This window comes from Novosphingobium sp. CCH12-A3 (assembly GCF_001556015.1).
Classification (GTDB): Bacteria; Pseudomonadota; Alphaproteobacteria; order Sphingomonadales; family Sphingomonadaceae; genus Novosphingobium; species Novosphingobium subterraneum.
On the sequence record NZ_LSIA01000315.1, the window covers coordinates 16,524 to 39,209 of the forward strand.

A 22,686-nucleotide genomic window follows, 5' to 3' on the forward strand; every position below is an offset into this window, starting at 1 on the left:
ATGACCGGTCTTGATTATGTCGTCCTGATCTTCCTGGGCATCGGTGCCGTCGGGGGATTCATACGTGGCTTCATCGAGGAAGTGCTCTCGCTGGCCGCGTGGTGCATTGCCTTGCTGGCAGTGCATTATCTCCACGCACCGCTGACGCTTTGGCTGGCCGTCCATCTGCCGACCGAGACTGGCGCCGGGGTCCTCGCATTCTTCCTGCTGCTGTTGCTCCCCTATCTTCTCACGCGGATTATTGCGCGTCGGATGGGGTCTGCCAGTCGGGATTCGGCGATTGGACCGATTGATCGCGTGCTGGGTTTCGGGTTCGGCGCGGTCAAGGGCTTCATCATCGTCGTGCTGGGCTATTCGATCATCGTCTTCGGCTATGATCTCGTCTGGGGTGAGGATGGGCGTCCGGAGTGGATCGTGCAGTCGCGCGCCTATCCCTTCCTCAATGCCGCAAGCGAAGAATTGCTGACACTGATTTCGGAGCGCCGTGAAGAAGCTGCCGATCAGGCCCGTGAAGTTGCCAGGCGCAAGGCGCGCAAGCAGTTGCTGGGCGAATAGAATGACCACGCGCGGGCTCTACACGGCCGACATCCTGGGCCAGGCCATGGTTTTGGCACAGTATCCGTGGGTGTCGGATGCGCCGTATCACGGCGCGGCTAGGTCACGCAGTTGTGGCAGTTCGATCGAACTTTCGCTTCGCACGGACGATACTGGCGCCATAGAGGCAGTCGGCGTTCGCCCGCACGCCTGCGCGGTTGGCCAGGCAGCGGCTGCGGTCTTTGCCGAGCAGGCTGCTGGCCGCTCCCGAACCGACATTGCACGGGCACGGGTGACGCTGGCGGCATGGCTGGTGGGGGAGGGCAACCAGCCTGAGTGGCCGGGCATCCACTTGCTCAATCCGGCGCTCGCCTATCCCGCTCGCCACGCCGCGATACTGCTCGCATGGGATGCCGCACTTGATGCTCTGCCGGAGCATGTCCTTCCCTGATCGAATGCGGGGCTTGCGGCAGGCGACTCCGCTTGGCTACAGCACCCTCCGATAAGAGTGACGCGGGGGAAATCGAGTGCCAGATACCATGAAACACGGGGCCGCGGTGGAGCCGAGCGCTTCCGACATCAGGCTGGTGATCGCTGCCAGTTCGGCGGGTACCGTGTTCGAGTGGTACGATTTCTTCATCTACGGCACACTTGCCGCGATCATCGGCAAGACGTTCTTCCCATCCGACAACGCAACGCTCCAGCTGCTACTGGTGTGGGCAGGGTTCGCCGTCGGTTTCGGCTTTCGTCCTCTGGGCGCCGTGCTGTTCGGCTTCCTGGGTGACAAGCTGGGCCGCAAGTACACGTTCCTCGTAACCGTGACGCTCATGGGTATCGCCACCGCAGGCGTCGGCCTTATTCCCTCGGCTGACAGCATCGGCCTTGTCGCCCCCGCAATCGTCATTCTTCTGCGAGTCCTCCAGGGCCTTGCGCTTGGTGGTGAATACGGCGGCGCTGCGGTTTACGTGGCAGAACATGCGCCGGGTGGTCGCCGGGGCTATTACACCAGCTATATCCAGGCCAGCGTGGTCGGCGGATTCGTACTCAGCCTCATCGTGGTCCTGACGAGCAAGAGCGTGATGAGCGAGGCGGTGTGGAATTCCTGGGGCTGGCGCGTGCCGTTCCTGGTCAGCCTTGCGCTGCTTGCGGTATCGTTGTGGATGCGCCTCAAGCTTTCGGAAAGCCCTGTCTTCAAGGCGATGAAGGAGCAGGGAGAGCTGGCAAACAATCCCTTCGTCGAGAGCTTTGCCTATCCAGGTAACAAGCGCCGCATCTTCATCGCGCTGTTCGGCATCGCCGCTGGTCTGACCGTTATCTGGTATACCGCGATGTTTTCCAGCCTTGCGTTTCTCAAGTCCGCGATGCGACTTGACGACACTTGGGCGGAGGTCATCGTCGGCATAGGCGGAGCGATCGGCATGGCGTTCTACCTTATGGCCGGCGCACTTTCAGACCGGATCGGGCGCAAGAAGCCGATCGTGATCGGCTATGCCGTCACTCTCCTGCTGCTCTTCCCCACGTTCTGGCTTCTAGGGTCGGCCGCCAATCCGGAGCTTGCTACAGCAGCGCAAAGAAGTCCTGTGCTCGTGTCCGGGGCGGAGTGTGATTACAGTCCGTTCCAGGGCGAACAGACAAGCAAGTGCGGAAAGCTGCTTTCCGATCTATCCGCCTCGGGGATTTCCTACTCTCTGGAGCAGAAGGGCAACTTTGCCGTAACTGTCGGAGGCGAAGCGCTAACTCTCGCGGACTATCCATGGGCTGAAAAGGCAACGGTAAGGGCGCAGGCACTCCAGAGCGAACTGGCAGCCTTCGGCTATGATTTTGCCAAGGTTAAGCCTTCGCCGCTCCGTCTTGCCCTCATCCTCGCCGCGCTGCTGCTGCTCATGGCGATGTCCGGCGCCACGTACGGCCCGGTCGCCGCCCTCCTGTCCGAGATGTTCCCGCCGCGGATCCGTTACAGTTCGATGTCGATCCCCTATCATCTTGGCACAGGATATTTCGGGGGTTTCCTGCCGCTGATTTCGAGCTACATCGTCGCCCGAACCGGCGATCCCTATGCCGGTTTGTGGTACACCTGGGTGATTGTCCTCGTCGCGTTTCTGGTCTCGCTGTGGGGCTTGAAGCCTGGACTGCCCGCTGATTTCACGGACGACTGACATCACCTTTCCTGCCCCGCCAGACCCGACGCTTCGTCTCGGCTTCGATGCCGAAGCGCTCGCCGCCAACTGGCGCGCGCTTGATGCCCTGTCCGGCCGCGCGAGCGCTGGAGCCGCGGTTAAGGCTGATGCCTACGGGGTAGGCGCGGCGCGGGTGGTTCCGGTGCTTGCCGCCGCGGGCTGCGGCACCTTCTTCGTGGCGCACTGGACTGAAGCGGCAGAGATACTGCCTTACGTGCCCGCTGCATCCATAGCAGTGCTTCATGGTCCCTTGACCGGCGAAGAAAGCGAGTTTGCAAGGGCAACAGGTGTTCGTCCTGTCATCAACAGTTTGGAGCAGGCGCGGCGTTGGAGCAGTGGCGGAGGAGGCCCTTGCCACCTGATGGTCGATACCGGGATGAACCGTCTCGGCGTGCCGCTTGATCAGATTGGCGATCCCGCGATCAGTGCACTTCAGATCGACCTGTGCATGAGCCATCTGGCCAGTGCGGACGAGGACGTATCGCAGAACGAATCGCAGCTGCAGTTGTTCGAGGACGTCCGCCGCAGCATCCCGGCCCGGCGTTACAGCCTCGCCAACAGCGCCGGCATAGCGCTCGGCAAGGGCTATCACGCCGACCTGACCCGGCCCGGGCTTGCGCTTTATGGCGGCATCGCCAGACCCGAACTGGCGCCGCACATCCGACCGGTCGTCCGGCCCGAAGCGGCGCTGTTGCAGACTCGGACACTGCGGGCGGGCGACAGGGTGGGCTACAACGCACTGTTCACTGCCGATCAGCCGATGCGGATCGGGATCATCTCGCTCGGTTACGCCGACGGATACCTGCGATGCTGGTCCTGCATCGGCACGTTTCTTTGGCAGGACCGAAAGGCTCGGGTCCTGGGGCGTGTCTCGATGGACCTGACGATCGTGGATCTGGCGGAAATGCCCGATTGCCAAGAGGGTGAATGGTTAACCGCGGACTACCAGCTCCCTGCTGCAGCCGCGCAAAGCGGGCTTTCGCAATACGAATTGCTGACATTGATGGGCAAGCGCTTCTCCCGCCAAAATGGATTCTGACTGGGGTTGTTAAGATTTGTTGCGCCGCACATGCTGCACATGCTAATACTAAGCAACGTCGCAGTGGGGGCCCAAACCATGGCCAGTGAGTCCAAGTCCGGCGGCACGGTTATAATCAAAAAGTACGCAAACCGTCGCCTCTACAACACCAGTACCTCAAGCTACATCACGCTCGACCATCTTGCTCAGATGGTTAAGGACAATGTCGACTTTCAGGTGATCGATGCCAAGACGGGTGCGGATCTGACGCACGCGATTCTGACCCAGATCATCATGGAGGAGGAGTCCGCCGGCGAGCAGATGCTGCCGACCAATTTCCTGCGACAGCTCATCTCCATGTATGGCAATTCGATGCAGGCATTCCTGCCCGGCTATCTAGAAGCCTCGATGGAACATTTCCGCGAGAACCAGGCCAAGATGCGCAAGGCGATCGAGGAAAGCATCGGCGCCAATCCGCTCGCCCAGATCGCACAGCGTAACATGGAAATGTTTAAGGCTGCTGCCGCCGCTTTCGTTCCCGGCGCGGCCACCAAGGACGAGAGTACCCCCGTTGCTGAGGGCGACGACCTGGACGTCCTGCGCAAGCAGATGGCCGACATGCAGAAGAAGCTCGACGAGCTTTCCAAGTAAGCGGTTTTCCTTCCCGCCTTTCCGTCATTTTGAGCTGATGACGGCATTGCGGGAAGCGCTTTTGCGCTTTAACGCGCTGCCTCATGAACAAGCCCGCAATCAAGCACGCGCTCAACGTCAAGCGCGCTGACGACTTCGCCCAGTGGTATCAGGCCGTGATTTCCGAGGCCGAGCTTGCCGAGGAATCCGGCGTGCGCGGCTGCATGGTGATCAAGCCATGGGGCTACGGCATCTGGGAACGCATCCAGAAGCTGATGGACGCCGAGATCAAGGAAGCGGGCGTCGAGAACTGCTACTTCCCCCTGTTCATCCCGCTGTCCTACTTCGCCAAGGAAGCCGAACACGTCGAAGGCTTTGCCAAGGAAATGGCGGTCGTCACGCACCACCGCCTGATTTCTGATGGCAAGGGCGGACTGACGCCCGATCCCGAAGCCAAGCTGGAAGAGCCGCTGGTTGTTCGTCCGACCTCGGAAACGGTGATCGGCGCGGCGATGGCGCGCTGGGTCCAATCGTGGCGCGATCTCCCGCTGATGGTCAATCAGTGGGCCAACGTCGTGCGCTGGGAAATGCGCACCCGCATGTTCCTGCGCACCAGCGAGTTCCTCTGGCAGGAGGGCCACACCGCGCACGCCGACGAGGCTGACGCGATGAAGGAGACGCTGCGCGCGCTCGAGATGTATCGCGCCTTTGCCGAAGGTCCGCTGGCGATGCCGGTCATCGCCGGGCCGAAGCCCGAGAACGAACGCTTCCCCGGCGCGGTCGAGACTTTCTCGATCGAGGCCATGATGCAGGACGGCAAGGCGCTGCAGGCCGGCACTTCGCATTACCTGGGTACGACCTTCGCGCAGGCCGCGGGCATCCGTTATCAGGACAAGGAGGGCCAGCAGGCGCTGGCGCACACCACGTCGTGGGGCGTTTCGACGCGCCTGATCGGCGGCGTGATCATGACACATGGCGACGACGACGGCCTTCGCGTCCCACCGCAGGTGGCGCCGCAGCAGATCGTGATCCTGCCGATGCTGCGCGACAACGATGGGGACGAAGCGCTGCTTGCCTACTGCGAAGAGATCCGCAAGGCGCTGGCCAGCCAGTCTGCCTTCGGCGAGCGTGTGCGCGTCCTGCTCGACAAGCGTCCGGGCAAGGCCACGCAGAAGCGCTGGGCGTGGGTCAAGCGCGGCGTGCCGCTGATTCTCGAGATCGGCGGTCGCGACGCAGAGGGCGGGCAGGTTTCGGCGCTACGCCGTGACCGGCTGTGGCGCGAGGATGCCAAGCCCAACTTCGTCGGGCAGGCCAAGGGGGATTTCATCGCCTCGGCTGCGGCAGAGCTCGAGGCGATCCAGAATTCCCTCTACGAGGAGGCGCGCCAGCGCCGCGATGCGCAGATCGTGCGCGACGTGAGGGATCTTGACGGCCTGAAGACCTACTTCGCCGAGGGTAACAAGTATCCCGGCTGGGTCGAAATGGGCTGGAGCAAGCCGACCGGTGCCGCGCTGGACAAGGTTGTCGAGCAGTTGAAGGCGCTCAAGCTGACGATCCGCAACACGCCCCTCGATGCCCGGAAGCCGGATGGGGTTTGTCCGTTCACCGGCGAACCGGCGGTCGAGAAGATCCTGATCGCCAGGGCTTATTGATCAACAAGGGTGGCAGGGAACTGCCGCCCTTTTTGTCAGGGCCCCTTGGCGCTGCCGGTCGTGGCGCTAGTCTCGGCCGCATGAGACACGCGCTTTACCTCGTCCCGTTCCTGTATTCGTCTGCAGTTCTGGCCACGCCCGAGGACGCTATCTCCGAGGCACGGCTGCGGGCCGATGTGGAGAAGCTCGTCAGCTTCGGCACGCGCCATACGCTGTCGTCGCAGACCGACCCCGAGCGGGGGATCTGTGCGGCGCGTAAATGGGCCGAAGCGGAGTTTCGCAAGAGTTCGGCCGCTTGCGGCAACTGCCTGGAGATCGTCCTGCCGGAAACGGTGGTGAGCGGTGACCGTGTCCCGGTGCCGACCCGTCTCGTCAATGTGGTGGCCATCCAGCGCGGTACCGAACGTCCCAGCGAGGTTGTCATCGTGCAGGCGCACATCGACAGCCGCGTGTCGGACGTGCTCGACGCGACGAAGGATGCGCCGGGTGCTAACGACGACGGCTCGGGCACTGCGCTGGTAATCGAAGCTGCGCGTATGCTGTCGAAGGAGAAGTTCCCCGCCACGATCGTCTATGCTGCTCTGTCGGGGAAGAGCAGGGGCTGCTCGGCGGCAAGCTGCTGGCGGACTATGTGGCGCAGCAGGGCTGGACCGTGAAGGCCGTGCTCAACAACGATATCGTCGGCGGCTCGACTGGGTCCGACGGCTACAGGGACGATGCACACGTGCGCGTCCTGTCCGAAGGCCCTCGCGCCGATGCGACCGACGCCCTCCGCGCCCAGATGCGCCGTTATGGGGGCGAGAATGACAGTCCATCACGCAATATCTCGCGCTGGATTGCCAAGCTGGCGGATAAGGATGATGCCGGGCTGGCGGTGCGGCAGATCTGGCGGGCTGACCGGCTCGGCCGGGGCGGGGACCAGTTGCCTTTTTCCGACAAGGGCTACCCCGCGATCCGCTTCACCGTGGCGGTAGAGGACTACGAACACCAGCATCAGGACTTGCGCACCGAAGGCGGGGTGAAGTTCGGCGATACTGTGGACGAGATGGATTTTCCGTATCTTGCCAAGGTGACGCGACTGAACGTGCGTGCGCTGGCAAAGCTGGCGCGAACCCCGATGCCGCCCGCGCCCGTGGTCAAGGGCGCAGTGCAGCCCAGCACGGACATCGCGTGGCAACCGGTGCCGGGGGCCGCGCGCTATGTGCTGTGGCAACGCCGGACCGAAGCGCCGATGTGGGAGACGCGCGTGCTCGAAACCGTGGAGACAAAAGCCAGCCTGCCTGGCGTTCGCGCGGACGACTGGCTGTTCGGCGTCAGTGCAGTCGCTGCCGATGGAGACGATAGTCCCATCGCTTCGGCAGTACCGGGCGGTCAATTCGGCCCGTTACCCAAGCCGTAACTTCTTGCCATCGGCGGGCATAACGACCACATGCCGCCAATGGCCAAGAACAAGTTTCCGCAAGGGCTCCCGACGCGCCAGCAGGTGCTGGACTTCATTGCACAATCGGACGAGCCTGCGGGCAAGCGCGAGATCGCTAAGGCTTTCGGCCTGAAGGGCACCGAGAAGATCGCGCTCAAGACGCTGCTCAAGGACATGGCCGAAGAAGGCCTGATCGATGGCAACCGCAGCGCCTTCCACGCCATGGGTGGCGTGCCGCGCGTAACGGTGTTGCGCATTGTCGAAATCGATGAGGGCGAACCTGTCGCCATCCCCGACAGCTGGCAGCCGGAGGACGCAAGCCCGCCGCCGCGGCTGCGGGTCGTGGAACCGCGGGGCAAGGCCAGGGACCGCGGCCCTGCGCTGCGCGTCGGTGATCGCATTCTGGCGCGCACTGAGGAAGCAGGGAAGGGCTGGCTCGCCCATCCGATGAAGAAGATTCAGGGCGGCGAAGAGCAGTTGATGGGCGTCGTCGAACTTGACGGCACTGGCAAAGGCTGGCTCGCGCCGGTCGACAAGCGCGTGCGCAATGCCGTGCCGATTTCGGACCTTGGTGGCGCAGAGGCGGGGCAACTCGTGCTGGCCGAGCCTGCGGGGCGCTCACCGCGTTCGGGCATGAAGGTGGTTGCCGTGTTGGGCGATCCGCTGGCGCCGCGCGCGTTCAGCCTGATCGCGATCCACAAGCATGGCATTCCGTTCGTGTTCCCCGAAGCCGCGCTCCGTGAGGCCGAGGAGGCGGCGAAGCTGCCGCTCAGCGAAGACAAGCGCGAAGACCTGCGGCATCTGCCGATCGTGGCGATCGACCCGGCCGATGCGCGCGATCATGACGACGCCATCTGGGCCGAGCCGGACGGACAGGGCGGCTTCAACGCCCTTGTCGCGATTGCCGATGTCAGCTTCTACGTTCGTCCCGGCGGCCAGACCGACCGTGAAGCCCGCAAGCGCGGCAACTCGGTCTACTTTCCTGATCGCGTCGTGCCGATGCTGCCCGAAGTGCTGTCGGCAGACGTCTGTTCGCTGAAATCGGGCGCAGACCGTGCCGCGATGGCTTGCCACCTCTCGATCGACAGCGAGGGGCGGATCAAGGATTGGCGCTTTACCCGCGCGATCGTGCGGATCGCCGAAGTGATCGCCTATGAAGAAGCGCAGCGGCGCATCGATTCAGGGGAAGCCGAGGCGCACCTCGCCAACTTGTGGGACGCGTGGCGGTTGCTGGAGAAGGCGCGCAATGCACGCGATCCGCTGAACCTCGAACTGCCCGAGCGGCGCGTGGTGCTCGACGAGCAGGGCAAGATCGCCGAGATCGCGATTCGCGAACGGCTCGATGCGCACCGGGTGGTCGAGGACTTCATGATCGCGGCGAACGTTGCTGCGGCCAAGGCGCTGGAGGCAAAGGTCGCTCCGGTCGTCTATCGCATTCACGAACCGCCGAGCCGCGAGAAGCTGGTGGCGCTCAAGGACTATCTGGCGACATTCGATCGCAAGCTTTCGCTGGGGCAGGTGATCACACCCTCGCTGTTCAACCGCATGCTCAAGGACATCGCCGACGAGGCGGAAAAGGCGCTGATCATGGAGGCCGTGCTACGCAGCCAGACGCAGGCCTACTACGGTCCGCGCAATGCCGGGCACTTTGGCTTGAGCCTGGGGTCCTACGCGCACTTCACCTCGCCGATCCGACGGTATTCGGACTTGCTGGTCCACCGCGCGCTGGTCGACGCCTATGGTCTGGAGCAGCCACGGCCCAAGGCCGATCTGCCGCCGACGTCCGGTCAATCGGACCGTGACCGGGGCGACCTCGCGCGGGTTTCCGAAGCCATCAGCAATGCCGAGCGCCGCGCGATGGAGGCTGAGCGCGACACCATCGACCGTTACGTCGCGGCGTGGCTTTCGGGCAAGGTCGGCGAAGTGTTCGACACGCGAATCACCGGCGTCCAGAAGTTCGGTCTGTTCGCCACCATTATCGGTCTCGGTGGCGATGGGTTGGTGCCGGTATCGACCCTCGGGGCGGAGCGTTTCAACTATGACGAGAAGGCGCAGCGCCTGATCGGTGAACTGAGCGGCGAGGAGTTTGCCATGGGGCAGATTCTCAAGCTGAGGCTTGCCGAGGCCAACCCCCTTACAGGGGCGCTCAAGTTCGAGCCGGTTGACGTTGCCGAAGGCGTGCAACGCATCGAGCGGCGTGGTGGCAAGATGGAACACAAGCCCAGACGGCAGGGAAACTATACCGCGGGCAAGCGGGGTCGCCCATCGAACATCCGGCACCAGGGCAAGCGCAAGTGATCAACTGAAACGGTCGATTTCCTCGTCGGAGATCGCGCCGGGGACGATCATCAGCGGGCAGGGGAGCTGCCCCGCAATGCCGGCAAAGTGGCTGACGAGAGGCCCGGGATTGCCGCCTCCGGCCGCGCCCAGCACCAGCGCGGAGACTTCGGGGTGCTCGCCCAGATATTCGCGCACGACTTTCGGTCCGTCACCCATACGCACCGAGATCTGCGGAGAAAGGCCTGACTCGCTGGCCAGGCTTCCGGCGGCAGTCATGGCGAGGACTTCCGCCCGATCGCGCGCTTCCTCCTCGATCGTGGCCTGTACCCCGCCGAATGCCACGAACTGCTGTTGCGGCACCAGGGCAAGAATGTGGACCGTGCCATCGGTGCGGACCGCGCGCCTTGCCGCAAAGCGCAACGCTCCCTTGGCTTCGTCAGTCTCATCCATGATGACCAGATATATGCGCTGCGACATGGCGAACTGTCCTCTCGATGCACACGTATCGGCAAATTCGTATGCGGCGCAAGCGGCAAGCCACTTGACCCGACGCGCCATGCTGGTGAAATGGGCGTGACAAAAGGTGCAGGGGAGGTTTCCGCTACGGACTCCCTGCGGCTTGCCATCAGGACACGGAAAAACACGCCCATGCCCATCGCCATCAAGATGCCCGCCCTTTCCCCCACCATGGAAGAAGGGACGCTTTCCAAATGGCTGGTCAAGGTCGGCGACAAGGTTTCCTCGGGCGACATCATGGCCGAGATCGAAACCGACAAGGCCACGATGGAGTTCGAGGCTGTCGATGAGGGCACGATCGTTTCGATCGACGTTGCCGAGGGTGCCGAGGGCGTGAAGGTTGGCACCGTGATCGCGATGATCGCAGGCGAGGACGAAGATGCCAGCGCACCTGCGCCTGCCGCCAAGGCCGCTCCTGCTCCGAAGGCGGAAGCCGCGCCAACGCCTGCCCCTGCAGCATCGCCGACGCCGGCTCCGACCCCCGCTCCTGCGGCAGTGCCCGCTCCCAAGGGCGACCGCGTGATCGCCAGCCCTCTGGCCAAGCGTATTGCCGCCGACAAGGGCATTGACCTTGCGGGCATCGCCGGATCAGGCCCCAACGGCCGCATCGTCCGGGCCGACGTCGAAGGTGCCAAGCCTGCCACCGCCGCGCCTGGGGCCACTGCACCAGCCTCTGCTCCGGCAGCGGCACCTGCTGCGGCTCCGGCACCTGCAGCTGTGCCCGACTTTGGCATCCCCTATGAGGCGACCAAGCTCAACAACGTGCGCAAGACGATCGCTCGCCGCCTGACCGAGGCGAAGCAGACGATCCCGCACATCTACCTCACCGTCGACATCCAGCTCGACGCACTGCTCAAGCTGCGCGGTCAGCTCAACAAGGCGCTCGAGGCGCAGGGCGTGAAGCTTTCGGTGAACGACCTCATCATCAAGGCGCTGGCCAAGGCGCTGGTGCAGGTTCCCAAGTGCAACGTCAGCTTCGCGGGCGACGAACTGCGCACCTACAACCGCGCCGATATCTCAGTCGCCGTCGCGGCGCCTTCTGGCCTGATCACGCCGATCATCGTCGATGCCGGCAACAAGTCGATCTCGGCCATCGCCACGGAAATGAAGACGCTTGCCGGCAAGGCACGCGAGGGCAAGCTGCAGCCGCACGAATACCAGGGCGGCACGGCTTCGCTTTCCAACCTCGGCATGTTCGGGATCAAGAGCTTCGACGCGGTGATCAACCCGCCGCAGGCGATGATCATGGCCGTGGGCGCGGGCGAGCAGCGCCCTTACGTGATCGATGGCGCCCTGGGCATTGCCACGGTCATGTCGGCAACCGGCAGTTTCGACCACCGCGCCATCGATGGCGCCGATGGTGCCGAACTGATGCAGGCGTTCAAGAACCTGATCGAGAACCCGCTGGGTCTGGTGGCCTGAGCCTGATCGCCTGAAACAAGTCGCAGGGGTGCAATGATGGCCGATCCGCTACCACAGGGCGAACCGGCCATCCGCATCACGGCGATGCCAGCTGATGCGAACCCCGCCGGCGATATCTTTGGCGGATGGCTCATGGCGCAGATGGACATGGCGGCAGGCATTGTCGCGGCAAGAAGGGCCAAGGGCCGCGCCGCGACGATCGCCGTGGAGGGCATGACTTTCCATCACCCGGTCCATGTGGGTGACGAGGTTTCGGTCTATGCCTCTCTTGCCAAGGCGGGACGCACTTCGATGACCATCGATGTGGAAACCTGGCGCCGCGCCCGCACCGGCGAGGATCGCCAGAAGGTAACGCAAGCACGATTCTTCTTCGTCGCCATCGACGACGAACGCAAACCGCGGCCCTTGCCGCAGACAGACTGACAGGAGCATTTGCGTGGCTGACCAATACGACGTCATCGTCCTCGGATCGGGTCCCGGCGGCTATGTCGCGGCGATCCGCTGCGCGCAGCTCGGCCTGAAGACCGCCATTGTCGAGCGCGAGAACCTCGGCGGCATCTGCCTCAACTGGGGCTGCATCCCGACCAAGGCGCTGCTGCGCTCGGCCGAAGTGCTCAACCACATGAAGCATGCGGCCGCCTATGGCCTCGCCGCGGACAACATCCGCGCCGACCTCGACGCGGTGGTCAAGCGCTCGCGCGGTGTGGCCAAGCAGCTCAATCAGGGCGTCACGCACCTGATGAAGAAGAACAAGATCACCGTGCACATGGGCAACGGCGTGCTGAAGTCGGCAACTTCGGTCGAAGTGACCGGCGGCGTCGATGGCAAAGGGGGCACCGAGACGATCTCGGCCAAGCACGTGATCGTCGCAACCGGCGCCCGTGCTCGCGATCTGCCCTTCGCCAAGGCTGATGGCGAGCGCGTGTGGACTTATCGCCACGCGATGACGCCCAAGCAGATGCCGACCAAGCTGCTGGTCATCGGCTCTGGCGCGATCGGTATCGAATTTGCCAGCTTCTACAACGACATGGGTGCTGAAGTTACTGTCGTCGAGATGATGGATCGCGTCGTGCCGGTTGAAGATGCCGACGTGTCTGCATTCCTCGAAAAGGCGCTGACCAAGCAGGGCATGAAGATCATGACCGGCGCGGGCGTCGAGAGCCTTGCCGTCTCGGCCTCGGGCGTGAAGGCGAAGATCAAGGGCAAGGACGGCAAGGTTGCCGAGGCCGACTACAGCCACGTCATTGTTGCGGTCGGAATCGTGCCGAACACCGAAAACATCGGCCTCGAAGCATTGGGCGTGAAGGCTGAGCGCGGGATCATCGCCATCGACGGCTATGGACGCACCAACGTCAAGGGTCTTTGGGCCATCGGCGACGTGACGCCGGGGCCGTGGCTGGCGCACAAGGCAAGCCACGAAGGCGTCATTGCGGCAGAAGCCATTGCTGCCGAGCTCGGCAACAAGGACGTTCACCCGCACCCGATGGACCGCGCCAACATTCCGGGCTGCACCTACTGCCACCCCCAGATCGCCAGCGTCGGCCTGACCGAGGCCAAGGCCAAGGAAGCCGGCTACGAACTCAAGGTCGGCACGTTCCCGTTCATCGGCAACGGCAAGGCCATCGCCCTGGGCGAGCCCGAAGGCTTCGTGAAGACCGTGTTCGACGCCAAGACCGGCGAGCTATTGGGCGCGCACATGATCGGCGCGGAAGTGACCGAGATGATCCAGGGCTATGTCGTCGGCAAGACGCTTGAGACGACCGAGGCCGAACTGATGCACACGGTGTTCCCGCACCCGACCATCAGCGAATCGATGCACGAAAGCGTCTTGGCGGCTTACGGGCGCGCGATCCACATCTGAGGATCGGCATCTGGCAACAAAAAGGGCGCGGACGGTCATCCGTCCGCGCTCTCACTTGTTTGAACACAAGACTTTAGCTGGCAGGCGTAGCCACTGCCGCCGTTGCGGCCGGTGCAGCGACTGGCGTCGACACCAAAGTGCCCGCCACCACCCGCGCAGCTGAATCCGGAACCGTGAATGTCAGAGGCTCAGCGGTGCGCCCGCGCAATTGCTGCCCATTGGCGATCGTTGCCGAACGCCCGGTCACGAACGCCGAAAAAACCCCGACAGCGACGGCCGTGCCGACGGTTGCTCCGGTGTTCCCTTCGCCTTCCTGGCGGTGATTGCCCGTGAGGGCGACACGCTTGCCACCCAAGTCGAGCCAATCAAACGACACTTCCATCTTGCCCGACTTGCCGAACGCACCCTTGTTGGTCATCCAGGTAACAGTACCTTCGCCCATGGTGCCCTTCGGGATCACCACATAGCCGTCCTGCATTACGTCGAACATTGTCGCGAGACGGAACTTGTAGCCTTCCTTGAGCTGTTTGCCCTTGGTGGTAAGCGTATCGTTCGGCGTGATCACCACCTCAGAATTCGGCGGAAGGACGATCTGCCGCATGACAGGTGCTGCCGGAGCCGCCGGGATTTCGACTGCAGCTGGCGGCGCTGCTGCTTCTTGAGCCAATACTGGACCTTGCGCGGCCGCGAGTAGCGCGACCACGCCAAATACTTGACGATGCATTTGAATTTCCTTCCCTGTTGCCCAATTGCGGACGTTCCACATGAGCAACATAAAGACAAGATCAGAAATGAAGTAATCCTCTAACCATCGGAACACACTCCTCTCTGGTGATTTTCCAAGCTGAGGAGAGAGTTCAATGGAATTCGAGATCGAAGAACCCGTGAATCCGCTGCCTTGGGAAGCAGAATGGCGCTGCAAGACGGTCAAGCCGGGTCATGCAGTCGACCGCGACGACATGAGCGTCAAGGCGCTGGAAATCCCGGAGTCAGAGGAAAGCTAAAAATTTGGCGGACAGGGTGGGATTCGAACCCACGGTGAGCTTCCACCCACGGCGGTTTTCAAGACCGCTGCCTTAAACCACTCGGCCACCTGTCCGCACTGCCGGCTTCGCCTTCTGGCGATGCTGGCTCGGCTCGCCGTTAGCGGGTTTGGCGTCGGTCGCAAAGGGGATTCCCAACCATGATGTTCCGTGCGACATCGGTTTCATGATGTTTCTGAAGAATGCGAAGGCGATCCGGGCGTTTGGAGTGGCTGCCATGGCTCTGCTCGCCGCCGGCCCTGCCGCTGGACAGGCCGATGAGGAAGAGGCAGGCTTTCAAGGGTATCTGCAACTTCTTGCCGCGCGTGGACGGGCTGAAGGCGTTCGCGAATCGACAATTGCGGCAATGACTTCGGGCCTCACTCTCAACCAGCGTGTTATCCAGCTCGACCGTGCGCAGCCGGGATCATCGTCCGGCACCATCCCGGCTTTCGATCCGTACCGTCGCCAGCATGTCGATTCGTCGCGCATTCTGCGGGGGCGTCGGCAATATGCGGCGGTGAGCGGCCAGATTGGCGCGATCGAGCAGCGCTATGGCGTGCCTGGGCCGGTCTTGATGGCAATCTGGGGCCATGAAACCGATTACGGGGGCTATACCGGCAATTTCGATCTGCCACGAGCGCTGGCAACGCTCTCCTACGAAGGACGGCGACGGGAGCTGTTTGCCGACGAATTTGTTGCGGCGATGAAGATGGTCGATCGGGGCGTGCCGCGGTCGAAGCTGGTCGGCAGCTGGGCAGGGGCTTTCGGCAATCCGCAATTCTTGCCCTCGGTCTATCTGCGCGTAGCGCAAGACGGCGATGGCGATGGTTTTGCCGACATCTGGAGCAGCCGCACCGATACGCTCGCCTCGATCGCAAATTACTTTCGCGATGCCGGTTGGCGTTCGGGGCAGCCTTGGGGCATTGCCGTCAGCGTGCCGGATGGGCTGGATCGCAACAGCCTTGGCACCACGCTGAAAAGCCCGCGGTGCCCGCGCGTGTTCGACCGGCATACCGGGTGGAAGACCATGGCCGAATGGCGCGCTCTGGGCATAATGCCGCGGAGCGGCAGCTGGCCCGGCGACAATGTCATGGCCAGCCTGCTCGAACCCGATGGCAGAGGGCGGACCGCCTATTTGCTAACTGGAAATTATAGGGTTATCCTCGATTACAACTGCTCGAACTTTTACGCTCTGTCCGTAGGACTTCTTGCAGATGAGATCTCCCGTTAGCCGAATTGCACTCGTTGCCACGCTGCTGCTTGCTGCTTGTGGCGGTGCGAATGCCAGCGTTTTAGCAGTTTCCGAGGCTGGTGACCCAGGTCCAGCGGGCGATTATCCGATGGTGCTGGGGGCGCCGTTCGTTGTCGACGGGGTGACCTATACGCCCGCCGACACGCTCAATTACGATTCGGTCGGCTATGCCGAGGCTGTCGCAGGGGCGGGCGTTTCCGGTGCCCACAGAACCCTGCCGTTGCCGAGCTACGTTGAAGTCACTTCGCTCGACACCGGCAAGACCATCCTCGTCCGGCTGACCGAGCGCGGCCCCATGACCGGCAGTGGTCTGGTGGCGCTGTCGGCGGGCGCATGGACACAACTCGGTGCTGCGCCAGGTGCGCGCCTGCCTGTGCGCGTTCGCCGTGTGAACCCGCCCGAGGCCGAGCGGGCGTTGCTCAGGACAGGCCATCAGGCTCCCGCACGGATGGATACGCCGCCGGGCTTGCTGGCTGCGCTGAAGCGGAAGCTCGGCATCGCGCCTGCTGCCTTGCCGGCCGACACCGTCGCCGAGCCGACCTTGCCGAAACCCGCCGCGCCCGCGAAGCCCGAACCGAAGGTTGCCGCCCAACCTGCGCCCGCCCAACCTGCCCCTGCCAAGCCTGCGCCCGCCAGGCTGGATGCGCCGGTTGCGGCCAAGGAAGCGCCCCCGCCTGCTACTCCGAAGCCCGCTACCCCGAAGCCTTTACCCACTTCTGCCTCGGCAAAAGGCTTTCTTATCCAGGTAGGCGCATACTCCACGCAGGCTCGTGCCGATGCCGCCGCCAAGGCGACCGGCGGTTCGGTGTCGCAGGTCGGCAAGCTGTGGCGCGTGCGTGTCGGACCGCACAAGGATCGTGGACAAGCCGATGCAGCGCTGGCGAAGGTTCGCGCGGGCGGCTATGCCGACGCAAGGGTCGTTGTCGCGCCGTGACCTGATAGGCGCGAAGCGACCGGCGTTGTCCGGGGATTGCACTTGCGTTTGAAGGTCGTGACAATTGCGATGGCTGCCACGCTGGCAGCCCTGCCGGTACAAGCCGCGGCGCCAGAGTTCCGTGGAGCGGATCCGCTCGGTTCGATGCCCCGGATCGACGCGCCGATTGCGTTGATGCTTGATGTCGGCTCAGGGCGCGTGCTTTTCTCGCGCGATCCGCATCGGCGTTTCGTCCCAGCCTCGATCACCAAGATCATGACCAGCTACGTCGCGTTCGACCTGATTTCGAAGGGCAAGCTGCGGCTCGACCAGCGCATCCCGATCCGGCCCGAAACCTTCCGCAAGTGGCGCAATGTCGGCAGCACGATGTTCCTGCCCGCCGAAGCGCAGCCCACGGTGGCGGAACTGATCGGGGGCATCGTCACGGTTTCGGCCAATGACGCCTGCGTCGTGCTGGCCGAGGGTGCAACCGGCTCCGTCCCCGCCTTCACTGCGCTGATGAACCAGGCGGCCGACGAGCTCGGCATGCGCGACAGCCACTTCAACACGCCCAATGGCTGGATGGACGAGGGCCAGACCTACGTTACCGCTGCGGACCTGGCGACGCTGAGCGGCGCGCTGATGACTCGCTTCCCGGACCTGTACCGTCGCTTCTATGGCCATTCGCAGATGACCTGGAACGGCATCACCCAGCCCAACCACAACCCGCTCTACGGCCACACCGAAGGTGCGGACGGCGTGAAGACGGGCTTTACCAACGAGGCGGGCTACGGCTTCGTCGGCTCGGCCCAGCGCAACGGGCGGCGGCTTGTCATGGTGCTTGGCGGCTATGACCGGCCGATTGACCGCACCAACCAGTCACGCGCGTTCATCGAATGGGGCTTTGCCGCCTGGGATGCCAAACCTATCTATCGCAAAGGCTCTGCCCTTGGCTCGGCGGCGGTGCAGGGTGGCGAAGCTCGCCAGGTATCGCTTGTTGCGCCTCACGACCTGAGCGTGACCATGCCCAAGGGCGCGGCGAGCAAGTACAGGCTGTCGGTGCGCTACAAGGGTCCGTTGAAGGCGCCCATCCGCAAGGGTGAAACCGTGGCGAGCCTCCTCGTTCGCGTGCCCGGAGAGCCGGTCCATGTCCTGCCGCTCGCTGCCGGCGAGGACGTGCCGCGCGGTGGTGTTCTGGCCCGCTTGCGCAATGGTGCGATGGGGCTGGTCGGCCTGTGAGCCCTGCACCGGGCCGCTTCATTGCGCTTGAAGGCGGCGAGGGCGTTGGCAAGTCCACGCAGGGGCGGATGCTTGCTGAAGCCTTGCGTGCGCGCGGGCTGGAAGTCGTGACGACGCGCGAACCGGGTGGGACTGCGGGCGCCGAGGCGATCCGCACCATGCTGCTCACCACCGAGGGGGAGGGGTGGGGCGCCCGCGCCGAGGCCCTGCTCTTCGCCGCGGCCCGTGCCGATCACGTCGAGAAGCTCATCCGGCCTGCCATCGCGCGCGGGGCGTGGGTGATCTGTGACCGCTTCGTCGACAGCAGCCGTGCCTATCAGGGCGGTGGTGGCGGGCTTTCCGACACTGACATTCTCGACCTGCACCGCATCGGTAGCGAGGGCCTCTTGCCGCACCTGACCGTCCTGCTCACCGTGCGCCCTGAAGTGTCGGCACAGCGTCTCGCCATGCGTGATGGTGGCGCGGGTGATCGCATCGAGAGCCGCGGTGCGGCCTATCATGCCCGTGTGGCCGAGGCTTTCCGCGCCTTCGCCGCGCAAGACCCGGGCCGCTTTGCAGTGATCGATGCCGAGGGATCGCCCGCTGACGTGCATTCGAGGATCATGGCCCGTATCGCAGGCTTTCTCACATGAGCGAGCGCATGATTGGCCATGACGAAGCCTGGCGCATCTGGCGCGCGGCCATTGCTGGCGAACGCATGCACCATGGCTGGATTCTCGCCGGGCGCGAGGGCCTCGGCAAGGCCAGCTTCGCTCGTGCGGCTGCCGCAGAGCTTGTTGCCGAACCCGGAGTGCCGCAACCTCCGGTCGAGGCGCATCCCGACATTCTGACGCTCTTCCCGCTCCCCGCAAATGACGACGAAGCCAAGAAGCGCGACGAGGGCAAGCCCTATCAGTTGAAGCGCAGCATCTCGGTCGATCAGGTCCGGGCGCTGCAGCGGCGCCTTACGACCCGCCCAACACTTGGTCGGCGGCGTGCGGTGATCATCGATTCGGCTGACCTGCTTGAGAAAAGCGCGGTGAACGCATTGCTCAAGAGCCTTGAAGAACCGCCCGTCGGCACCTTCTTCCTGCTCGTCGTCCACGCTCTCGGCCGCTTGCTGCCGACAGTCCGGTCACGCTGCACCGTGGTGCGGTTCCATCCACTTTCGGCAAGCGACGTTTCGCGCGCCCTGGATCATGCAGCACCAGAACTCGATGCCGAGACCCGCAAGGGCGCATTGGCGGTCGCGGGAGGATCGCCCGGCGCGGCCCTGGCTTTCGCGGCGCAGGACCTGGGCAAGGCGCAGGCGCTGTTCGCCCGAATCGTCGAACATGGCGATCCTGACCTCTCGCTACGCGGCGCCTTGGCCGGGGCGCTCGGCGCGCGACCGGACCGTGAAAGGATCGCCGCCGCCATAGAAGCTGCGCGGATGACCGTGGTCGGCGCGCTCGATCGTGTCGACGATGCTGCCAAGGTGCGGCTTGTCGAAGTCCATGCCCGCCTGGTCCGGCTTGCCGGCGAAGCGCCGATCTACAACTTTGATCCATCGATGCTGACCATGGAAATCGGCTCCTTGCTGGCATCGGCCGCGCCGACTAGGGAAGGGGCGCGATAAGCCACCGGATTCCCTTTCAGAAAGCGACTGGCCCAATGGGCGAACCCTTCTACATCACCACCGCCATTTCCTACCCCAACGGGAAGCCGCACATCGGCCATGCCTACGAAGCGATTGCGGCTGACGTGATCGCGCGGTTCCAGCGGGCCATGGGGCGCGACGTGCGCTTCCAGACGGGCACGGACGAACACGGCCTGAAGATGGCGCAGAAGGCGCGCGAGCTGGGCATAACGCCGCGCGAACTTTCAGACGAAATGTCCTCGTATTTCATAAAGATGTGCGATGAGCTTAACGTTTCGTACGACGTCTTTATCCGGACAATAGAAGAACGACATCACGCCTCGACCCAGGAACTCTGGCGGCGCATGGAAGCCAGCGGCGATCTCTATCTTGATCGCTACGAAGGCTGGTACTCGGTCCGCGACGAAGCGTTCTATGATGAAAGTGAACTGGTGGCCGGGGAAGGGGGCGAGAAGCTCTCGCCGCAGGGAACACCGGTGGAGTGGACCGTCGAGGAATCCTGGTTCTTCCGCCTCTCGAAGTACGCCGAGCCTCTCCTGAAGCTCTACAACGAGAACCCGCAGTTCATCCAGCCCGACAGCCGCCGCAACGAGGTGATGCGCTTCGTCGAAGGCGGTCTGCGCGATCTCTCGGTCTCGCGCACCAGCTTCGACTGGGGCGTGAAGGTGCCGGGCAGCGACGGCCACGTCATGTACGTGTGGGTCGATGCGCTGACGAACTACATCACCGGGCTCGGGTTTCCCGATGAATCCGGCGACTTTGCAAGATATTGGCCAGCGAACCTCCACCTGATCGGCAAGGACATCGTCCGCTTTCACACAGTCTACTGGCCGGCGTTCCTGATGAGCGCGAACATCGCCCTGCCCAAGCAGGTCTTCGGGCATGGCTTCCTGCTCAATCGCGGGCAGAAGGAATCCAAGTCGCTCGGCAACGTCACCGATCCGCTGGAACTGGCGGAGCGTTTTGGCGTCGATCCGCTGCGTTATTTCCTCATGCGTGAAGTCGCCTTCGGGCAGGACGGGTCGTACTCCCCGGAAGCGATTGTCACGCGCTGCAATGCAGAGTTGGCAAACAGCTACGGCAATCTTGTCCAGCGAACACTGTCCATGATTTTCAAGAACATGGACGGGACACTTGAGAAGTTTGCAAGCTCCGAGGCCGACGATGCGCTGCTCGCCACCGTGTTCACAGCCTGCCGGGACGAACTGCCGCGCGAGTTCGAGGCACTGAACTTCTCTGCAGGTATCGATGCGTGGATGCGCGCTGTCTTCGCATGCAATGCCTACGTTGACGAGCAGGCCCCCTGGGCCCTGCGCAAGACCGATCCGGAACGAATGAAGGCGGTGCTGCTTACCCTGTTCATGGCCATCAGGGATCTGACAATCGCGATTGCGCCGGTGGTGCCCGCCGCTGCTGCCGAGGTCCTCGACCAGCTCGGCGTACCCGGCGACGCTCGCACCTTTGCAGCCCTGACCGATGCCGACTGGTATCTGGCGCGCGTGGCTACCGGTGAAAAGCTCGCGCAGCCGGTGCCGGCGTTCCCGCGCCTCGAAATGCCCGAGGAGCCTGCCTCGGCATGATGCTGATCGATTCGCATTGCCATCTCAACTACAAGGGTCTGGTCGAAGATCAGGCCCAGGTTCTCGGGCGTGCGCGCGAAACCGGCGTACGCGGCTTTCTCAACATCTCGACCCGCCAGCGCGAGTGGGCCGATATCGTCGCCACGGCTGAGCGCGAAAGCGATGTCTGGGCGAGCATCGGCATCCATCCGCACGAGGCTGATGGTCATGCAGATCTGGGCGAGGCTGCGCTGCTGGAAGCCGCCGCGCACCCCCGGGTCATCGGCATTGGCGAAACCGGGCTGGATTACTATTACGACCATTCGGACCGGCAGGTGCAGCAGGACCTGTTCCGGGTCCACATCCGCGTGGCCCGCGAAACCGGCCTGCCACTCATCGTCCACACGCGCGATGCGGAAGACGACACGACGCGGATCATCGAGGAAGAAATGGGGAAGGGAGCCTTCCCCGCATTGATCCACTGCTTCACCGCATCCGCGCCGTTTGCTGCCAAGATGCTGGAACTGGGCCTGTCAATCTCGCTTTCCGGCATCGTGACGTTCAAGAATGCCAAGGACTTGCAAGCGATTGCCGCCGAACTGCCTGAAGATCGAATTCTGGTCGAAACCGACGCGCCGTTCTTGGCGCCGGTGCCGCACCGGGGCAAGACCTGCGAACCGGCGTTCGTGTCGAACACTTGCGCCTTCGTCGCTGGCCTGCGTGGAACCTCGCAGGAAGCCCTTGCGGATCGCACCGGCGCCAATTTCTTCAAGCTGTTCAGCAAGGCCAGCCTGTGAAGCTGACGATCCTCGGCTCCGGCACGTCGACGGGCGTGCCGCGCATCGGCAACGATTGGGGCGATTGCGATCCGAACGAGCCGAGAAACCGGCGCACCCGGGTTGCCATCATGATCGAAGGCAATGACGGCAGCCGCTTGCTGGTCGACACCCCGACGGACCTGCGGCAGCAGTTCCTCAGTTGCGGCATCGATCGCGTTGATGGGGTACTGTGGACTCACGATCACGCCGACCACTGCCATGGGATCGATGACCTCAGGCCGCTCCGCTATGGTCGAGCAGGACCCATTCCGGGCTATGCGGCAAGCGAGACCGTCCGCCGACTGCGCCAACGCTTCGGGTATGTCTTCGCCGGGCAGCACGGTTATCATACCATTGTAGAGCTGGACAATCTCGACCGTGTCAGGATGTTGTGCGGCATTGGCATCGGTCATTGCCAGATGCCGCACGGTCCGGCGCAGTCCACCGCGTTTCGCTTTGATCAGGGCGGAAAAACAATTGGTTATGCCACAGACTTCAGCGAAATTACGAATGAAATGATCGACCTGTTCTACAAGGTCGACGTTCTGGTCGTCGATTGCCTCAGGCGGCAGCCGCATCCGACGCATTCGCATCTGGGCATGGCGCTCGAACTGATCGAAGCCACAAGAGCAGGACACGGCATCCTGACGCATCTCGACAAGTCGATGGATTACCGGACATTGTGCGCCGAAACTCCGGACCATGTCGAACCTGCGTACGACGGGCTCGAAGTAAATCTCTAAGGCGGTGCC

General features: G+C 63.5%; 21 protein-coding genes, 1 tRNA gene and 1 pseudogene. 20 read left to right on the top strand and 3 right to left on the bottom strand.

What is annotated here, in order from left to right:
- From AX703_RS26045 to AX703_RS26080, 8 genes and pseudogenes are all read left to right on the top strand, one after another.
- Positions 1-555 (top strand): CvpA family protein, encoded by a 555-nt coding sequence (locus AX703_RS26045; protein WP_039332311.1) that lies wholly within the window; start codon positions 1-3, stop codon positions 553-555.
- Between the two features lies 1 nt (position 556).
- The gene (locus tag AX703_RS26050) at positions 557-985 is read left to right on the top strand and encodes an iron-sulfur cluster assembly scaffold protein (RefSeq protein ID WP_231735712.1); all 429 of its coding nucleotides are present in this window, start codon (positions 557-559) and stop codon (positions 983-985) included.
- 88 nt (positions 986-1,073) lie between these two features.
- Entirely contained in the window at positions 1,074-2,690 is a 1,617-nt protein-coding gene (locus tag AX703_RS26055; RefSeq protein ID WP_156452227.1) for an MFS transporter, read from the top strand.
- Positions 2,691-2,778: 88 nt separating this feature from the next.
- Complete coding sequence (gene alr / locus AX703_RS26060; protein ID WP_369821065.1) at positions 2,779-3,750, top strand: alanine racemase; 972 nt, start codon at positions 2,779-2,781, stop codon at positions 3,748-3,750.
- 78 nt (positions 3,751-3,828) lie between these two features.
- Positions 3,829-4,380, top strand: coding sequence for a polyhydroxyalkanoate synthesis repressor PhaR (gene phaR, locus AX703_RS26065; protein ID WP_039332456.1), 552 nt, complete (start codon positions 3,829-3,831; stop codon positions 4,378-4,380).
- Positions 4,381-4,463: 83 nt separating this feature from the next.
- The gene (gene proS, locus AX703_RS26070) at positions 4,464-6,011 is read left to right on the top strand and encodes a proline--tRNA ligase (RefSeq protein ID WP_039332320.1); all 1,548 of its coding nucleotides are present in this window, start codon (positions 4,464-4,466) and stop codon (positions 6,009-6,011) included.
- An 80-nt stretch (positions 6,012-6,091) separates the two neighbouring features.
- Positions 6,092-7,410 (top strand): annotated as a pseudogene (locus AX703_RS26075) (M28 family peptidase).
- 39 nt (positions 7,411-7,449) lie between these two features.
- The gene (locus AX703_RS26080) at positions 7,450-9,729 is read left to right on the top strand and encodes a ribonuclease R family protein (protein WP_156452228.1); all 2,280 of its coding nucleotides are present in this window, start codon (positions 7,450-7,452) and stop codon (positions 9,727-9,729) included.
- On the opposite strand, the gene AX703_RS26085 is transcribed toward AX703_RS26080, so the two are convergent.
- A complete protein-coding gene (locus tag AX703_RS26085; RefSeq protein WP_039332326.1) occupies positions 9,730-10,188 on the bottom strand; it encodes a universal stress protein in 459 nt (152 codons plus the stop codon).
- Between the two features lie 171 nt (positions 10,189-10,359).
- Between AX703_RS26085 and AX703_RS26090 the strand changes: the two genes are divergently transcribed.
- The 3 genes from AX703_RS26090 to lpdA are packed head-to-tail and all read left to right on the top strand — an operon-like array spanning position 10,360 to position 13,510.
- Entirely contained in the window at positions 10,360-11,649 is a 1,290-nt protein-coding gene (locus tag AX703_RS26090) for a pyruvate dehydrogenase complex dihydrolipoamide acetyltransferase (protein ID WP_062348413.1), read from the top strand.
- Between the two features lie 36 nt (positions 11,650-11,685).
- Positions 11,686-12,072: an acyl-CoA thioesterase gene (locus tag AX703_RS26095; RefSeq protein WP_039332329.1), complete on the top strand. Its 387-nt coding sequence runs from the start codon at positions 11,686-11,688 to the stop codon at positions 12,070-12,072.
- 13 nt (positions 12,073-12,085) lie between these two features.
- A complete protein-coding gene (gene lpdA, locus AX703_RS26100) occupies positions 12,086-13,510 on the top strand; it encodes a dihydrolipoyl dehydrogenase (RefSeq protein ID WP_062348415.1) in 1,425 nt (474 codons plus the stop codon).
- Between the two features lie 73 nt (positions 13,511-13,583).
- Here the strand turns inward: lpdA and AX703_RS26105 are convergent, their stop codons facing one another.
- Positions 13,584-14,276: a hypothetical protein gene (locus tag AX703_RS26105; protein ID WP_156452229.1), complete on the bottom strand. Its 693-nt coding sequence runs from the start codon at positions 14,274-14,276 to the stop codon at positions 13,584-13,586.
- A gap of 94 nt (positions 14,277-14,370) precedes the next feature.
- Between AX703_RS26105 and AX703_RS27690 the strand changes: the two genes are divergently transcribed.
- Complete coding sequence (locus tag AX703_RS27690; RefSeq protein WP_156452230.1) at positions 14,371-14,514, top strand: hypothetical protein; 144 nt, start codon at positions 14,371-14,373, stop codon at positions 14,512-14,514.
- A 5-nt stretch (positions 14,515-14,519) separates the two neighbouring features.
- Here the strand turns inward: AX703_RS27690 and AX703_RS26110 are convergent.
- Positions 14,520-14,609: transfer RNA gene (locus AX703_RS26110), tRNA-Ser, on the bottom strand.
- Positions 14,610-14,719: 110 nt separating this feature from the next.
- On the opposite strand from AX703_RS26110, the gene AX703_RS26115 reads away from it, so the two are divergent.
- Genes AX703_RS26115 through AX703_RS26150 form a run of 8 tightly spaced genes read left to right on the top strand, consistent with a single transcriptional unit; the run spans position 14,720 to position 22,677 of the window.
- Positions 14,720-15,766 carry a lytic murein transglycosylase gene (locus tag AX703_RS26115; protein WP_082734822.1) on the top strand — a complete coding sequence of 349 codons (1,047 nt, stop codon included), beginning with the start codon at positions 14,720-14,722 and terminating at the stop codon, positions 15,764-15,766.
- Positions 15,750-16,721, top strand: coding sequence for an SPOR domain-containing protein (locus AX703_RS26120; protein ID WP_062348419.1), 972 nt, complete (start codon positions 15,750-15,752; stop codon positions 16,719-16,721). Before AX703_RS26115 ends, AX703_RS26120 begins: the two co-directional genes overlap by 17 nt.
- A 57-nt stretch (positions 16,722-16,778) precedes the next feature.
- On the top strand, positions 16,779-17,939 hold the full coding sequence (locus AX703_RS26125; RefSeq protein WP_231735713.1) for a D-alanyl-D-alanine carboxypeptidase family protein: 1,161 nt from the start codon (positions 16,779-16,781) through the stop codon (positions 17,937-17,939).
- On the top strand, positions 17,936-18,571 hold the full coding sequence (tmk, locus tag AX703_RS26130) for a dTMP kinase (protein ID WP_062348424.1): 636 nt from the start codon (positions 17,936-17,938) through the stop codon (positions 18,569-18,571). The genes AX703_RS26125 and tmk overlap by 4 nt, the downstream gene beginning before the upstream one ends.
- Positions 18,568-19,536 (top strand): DNA polymerase III subunit delta', encoded by a 969-nt coding sequence (locus AX703_RS26135; protein ID WP_039332340.1) that lies wholly within the window; start codon positions 18,568-18,570, stop codon positions 19,534-19,536. The genes tmk and AX703_RS26135 overlap by 4 nt, the downstream gene beginning before the upstream one ends.
- A 35-nt stretch (positions 19,537-19,571) precedes the next feature.
- Entirely contained in the window at positions 19,572-21,137 is a 1,566-nt protein-coding gene (metG, locus tag AX703_RS26140; protein WP_062348426.1) for a methionine--tRNA ligase, read from the top strand.
- Positions 21,137-21,913 (top strand): TatD family hydrolase, encoded by a 777-nt coding sequence (locus AX703_RS26145; protein WP_062348458.1) that lies wholly within the window; start codon positions 21,137-21,139, stop codon positions 21,911-21,913. The genes metG and AX703_RS26145 overlap by 1 nt, the downstream gene beginning before the upstream one ends.
- Positions 21,910-22,677, top strand: a complete 768-nt coding sequence (locus tag AX703_RS26150; protein ID WP_062348428.1) for an MBL fold metallo-hydrolase — start codon at positions 21,910-21,912, stop codon at positions 22,675-22,677. The genes AX703_RS26145 and AX703_RS26150 overlap by 4 nt, the downstream gene beginning before the upstream one ends.
- Positions 22,678-22,686: the final 9 nt, after the last annotated feature.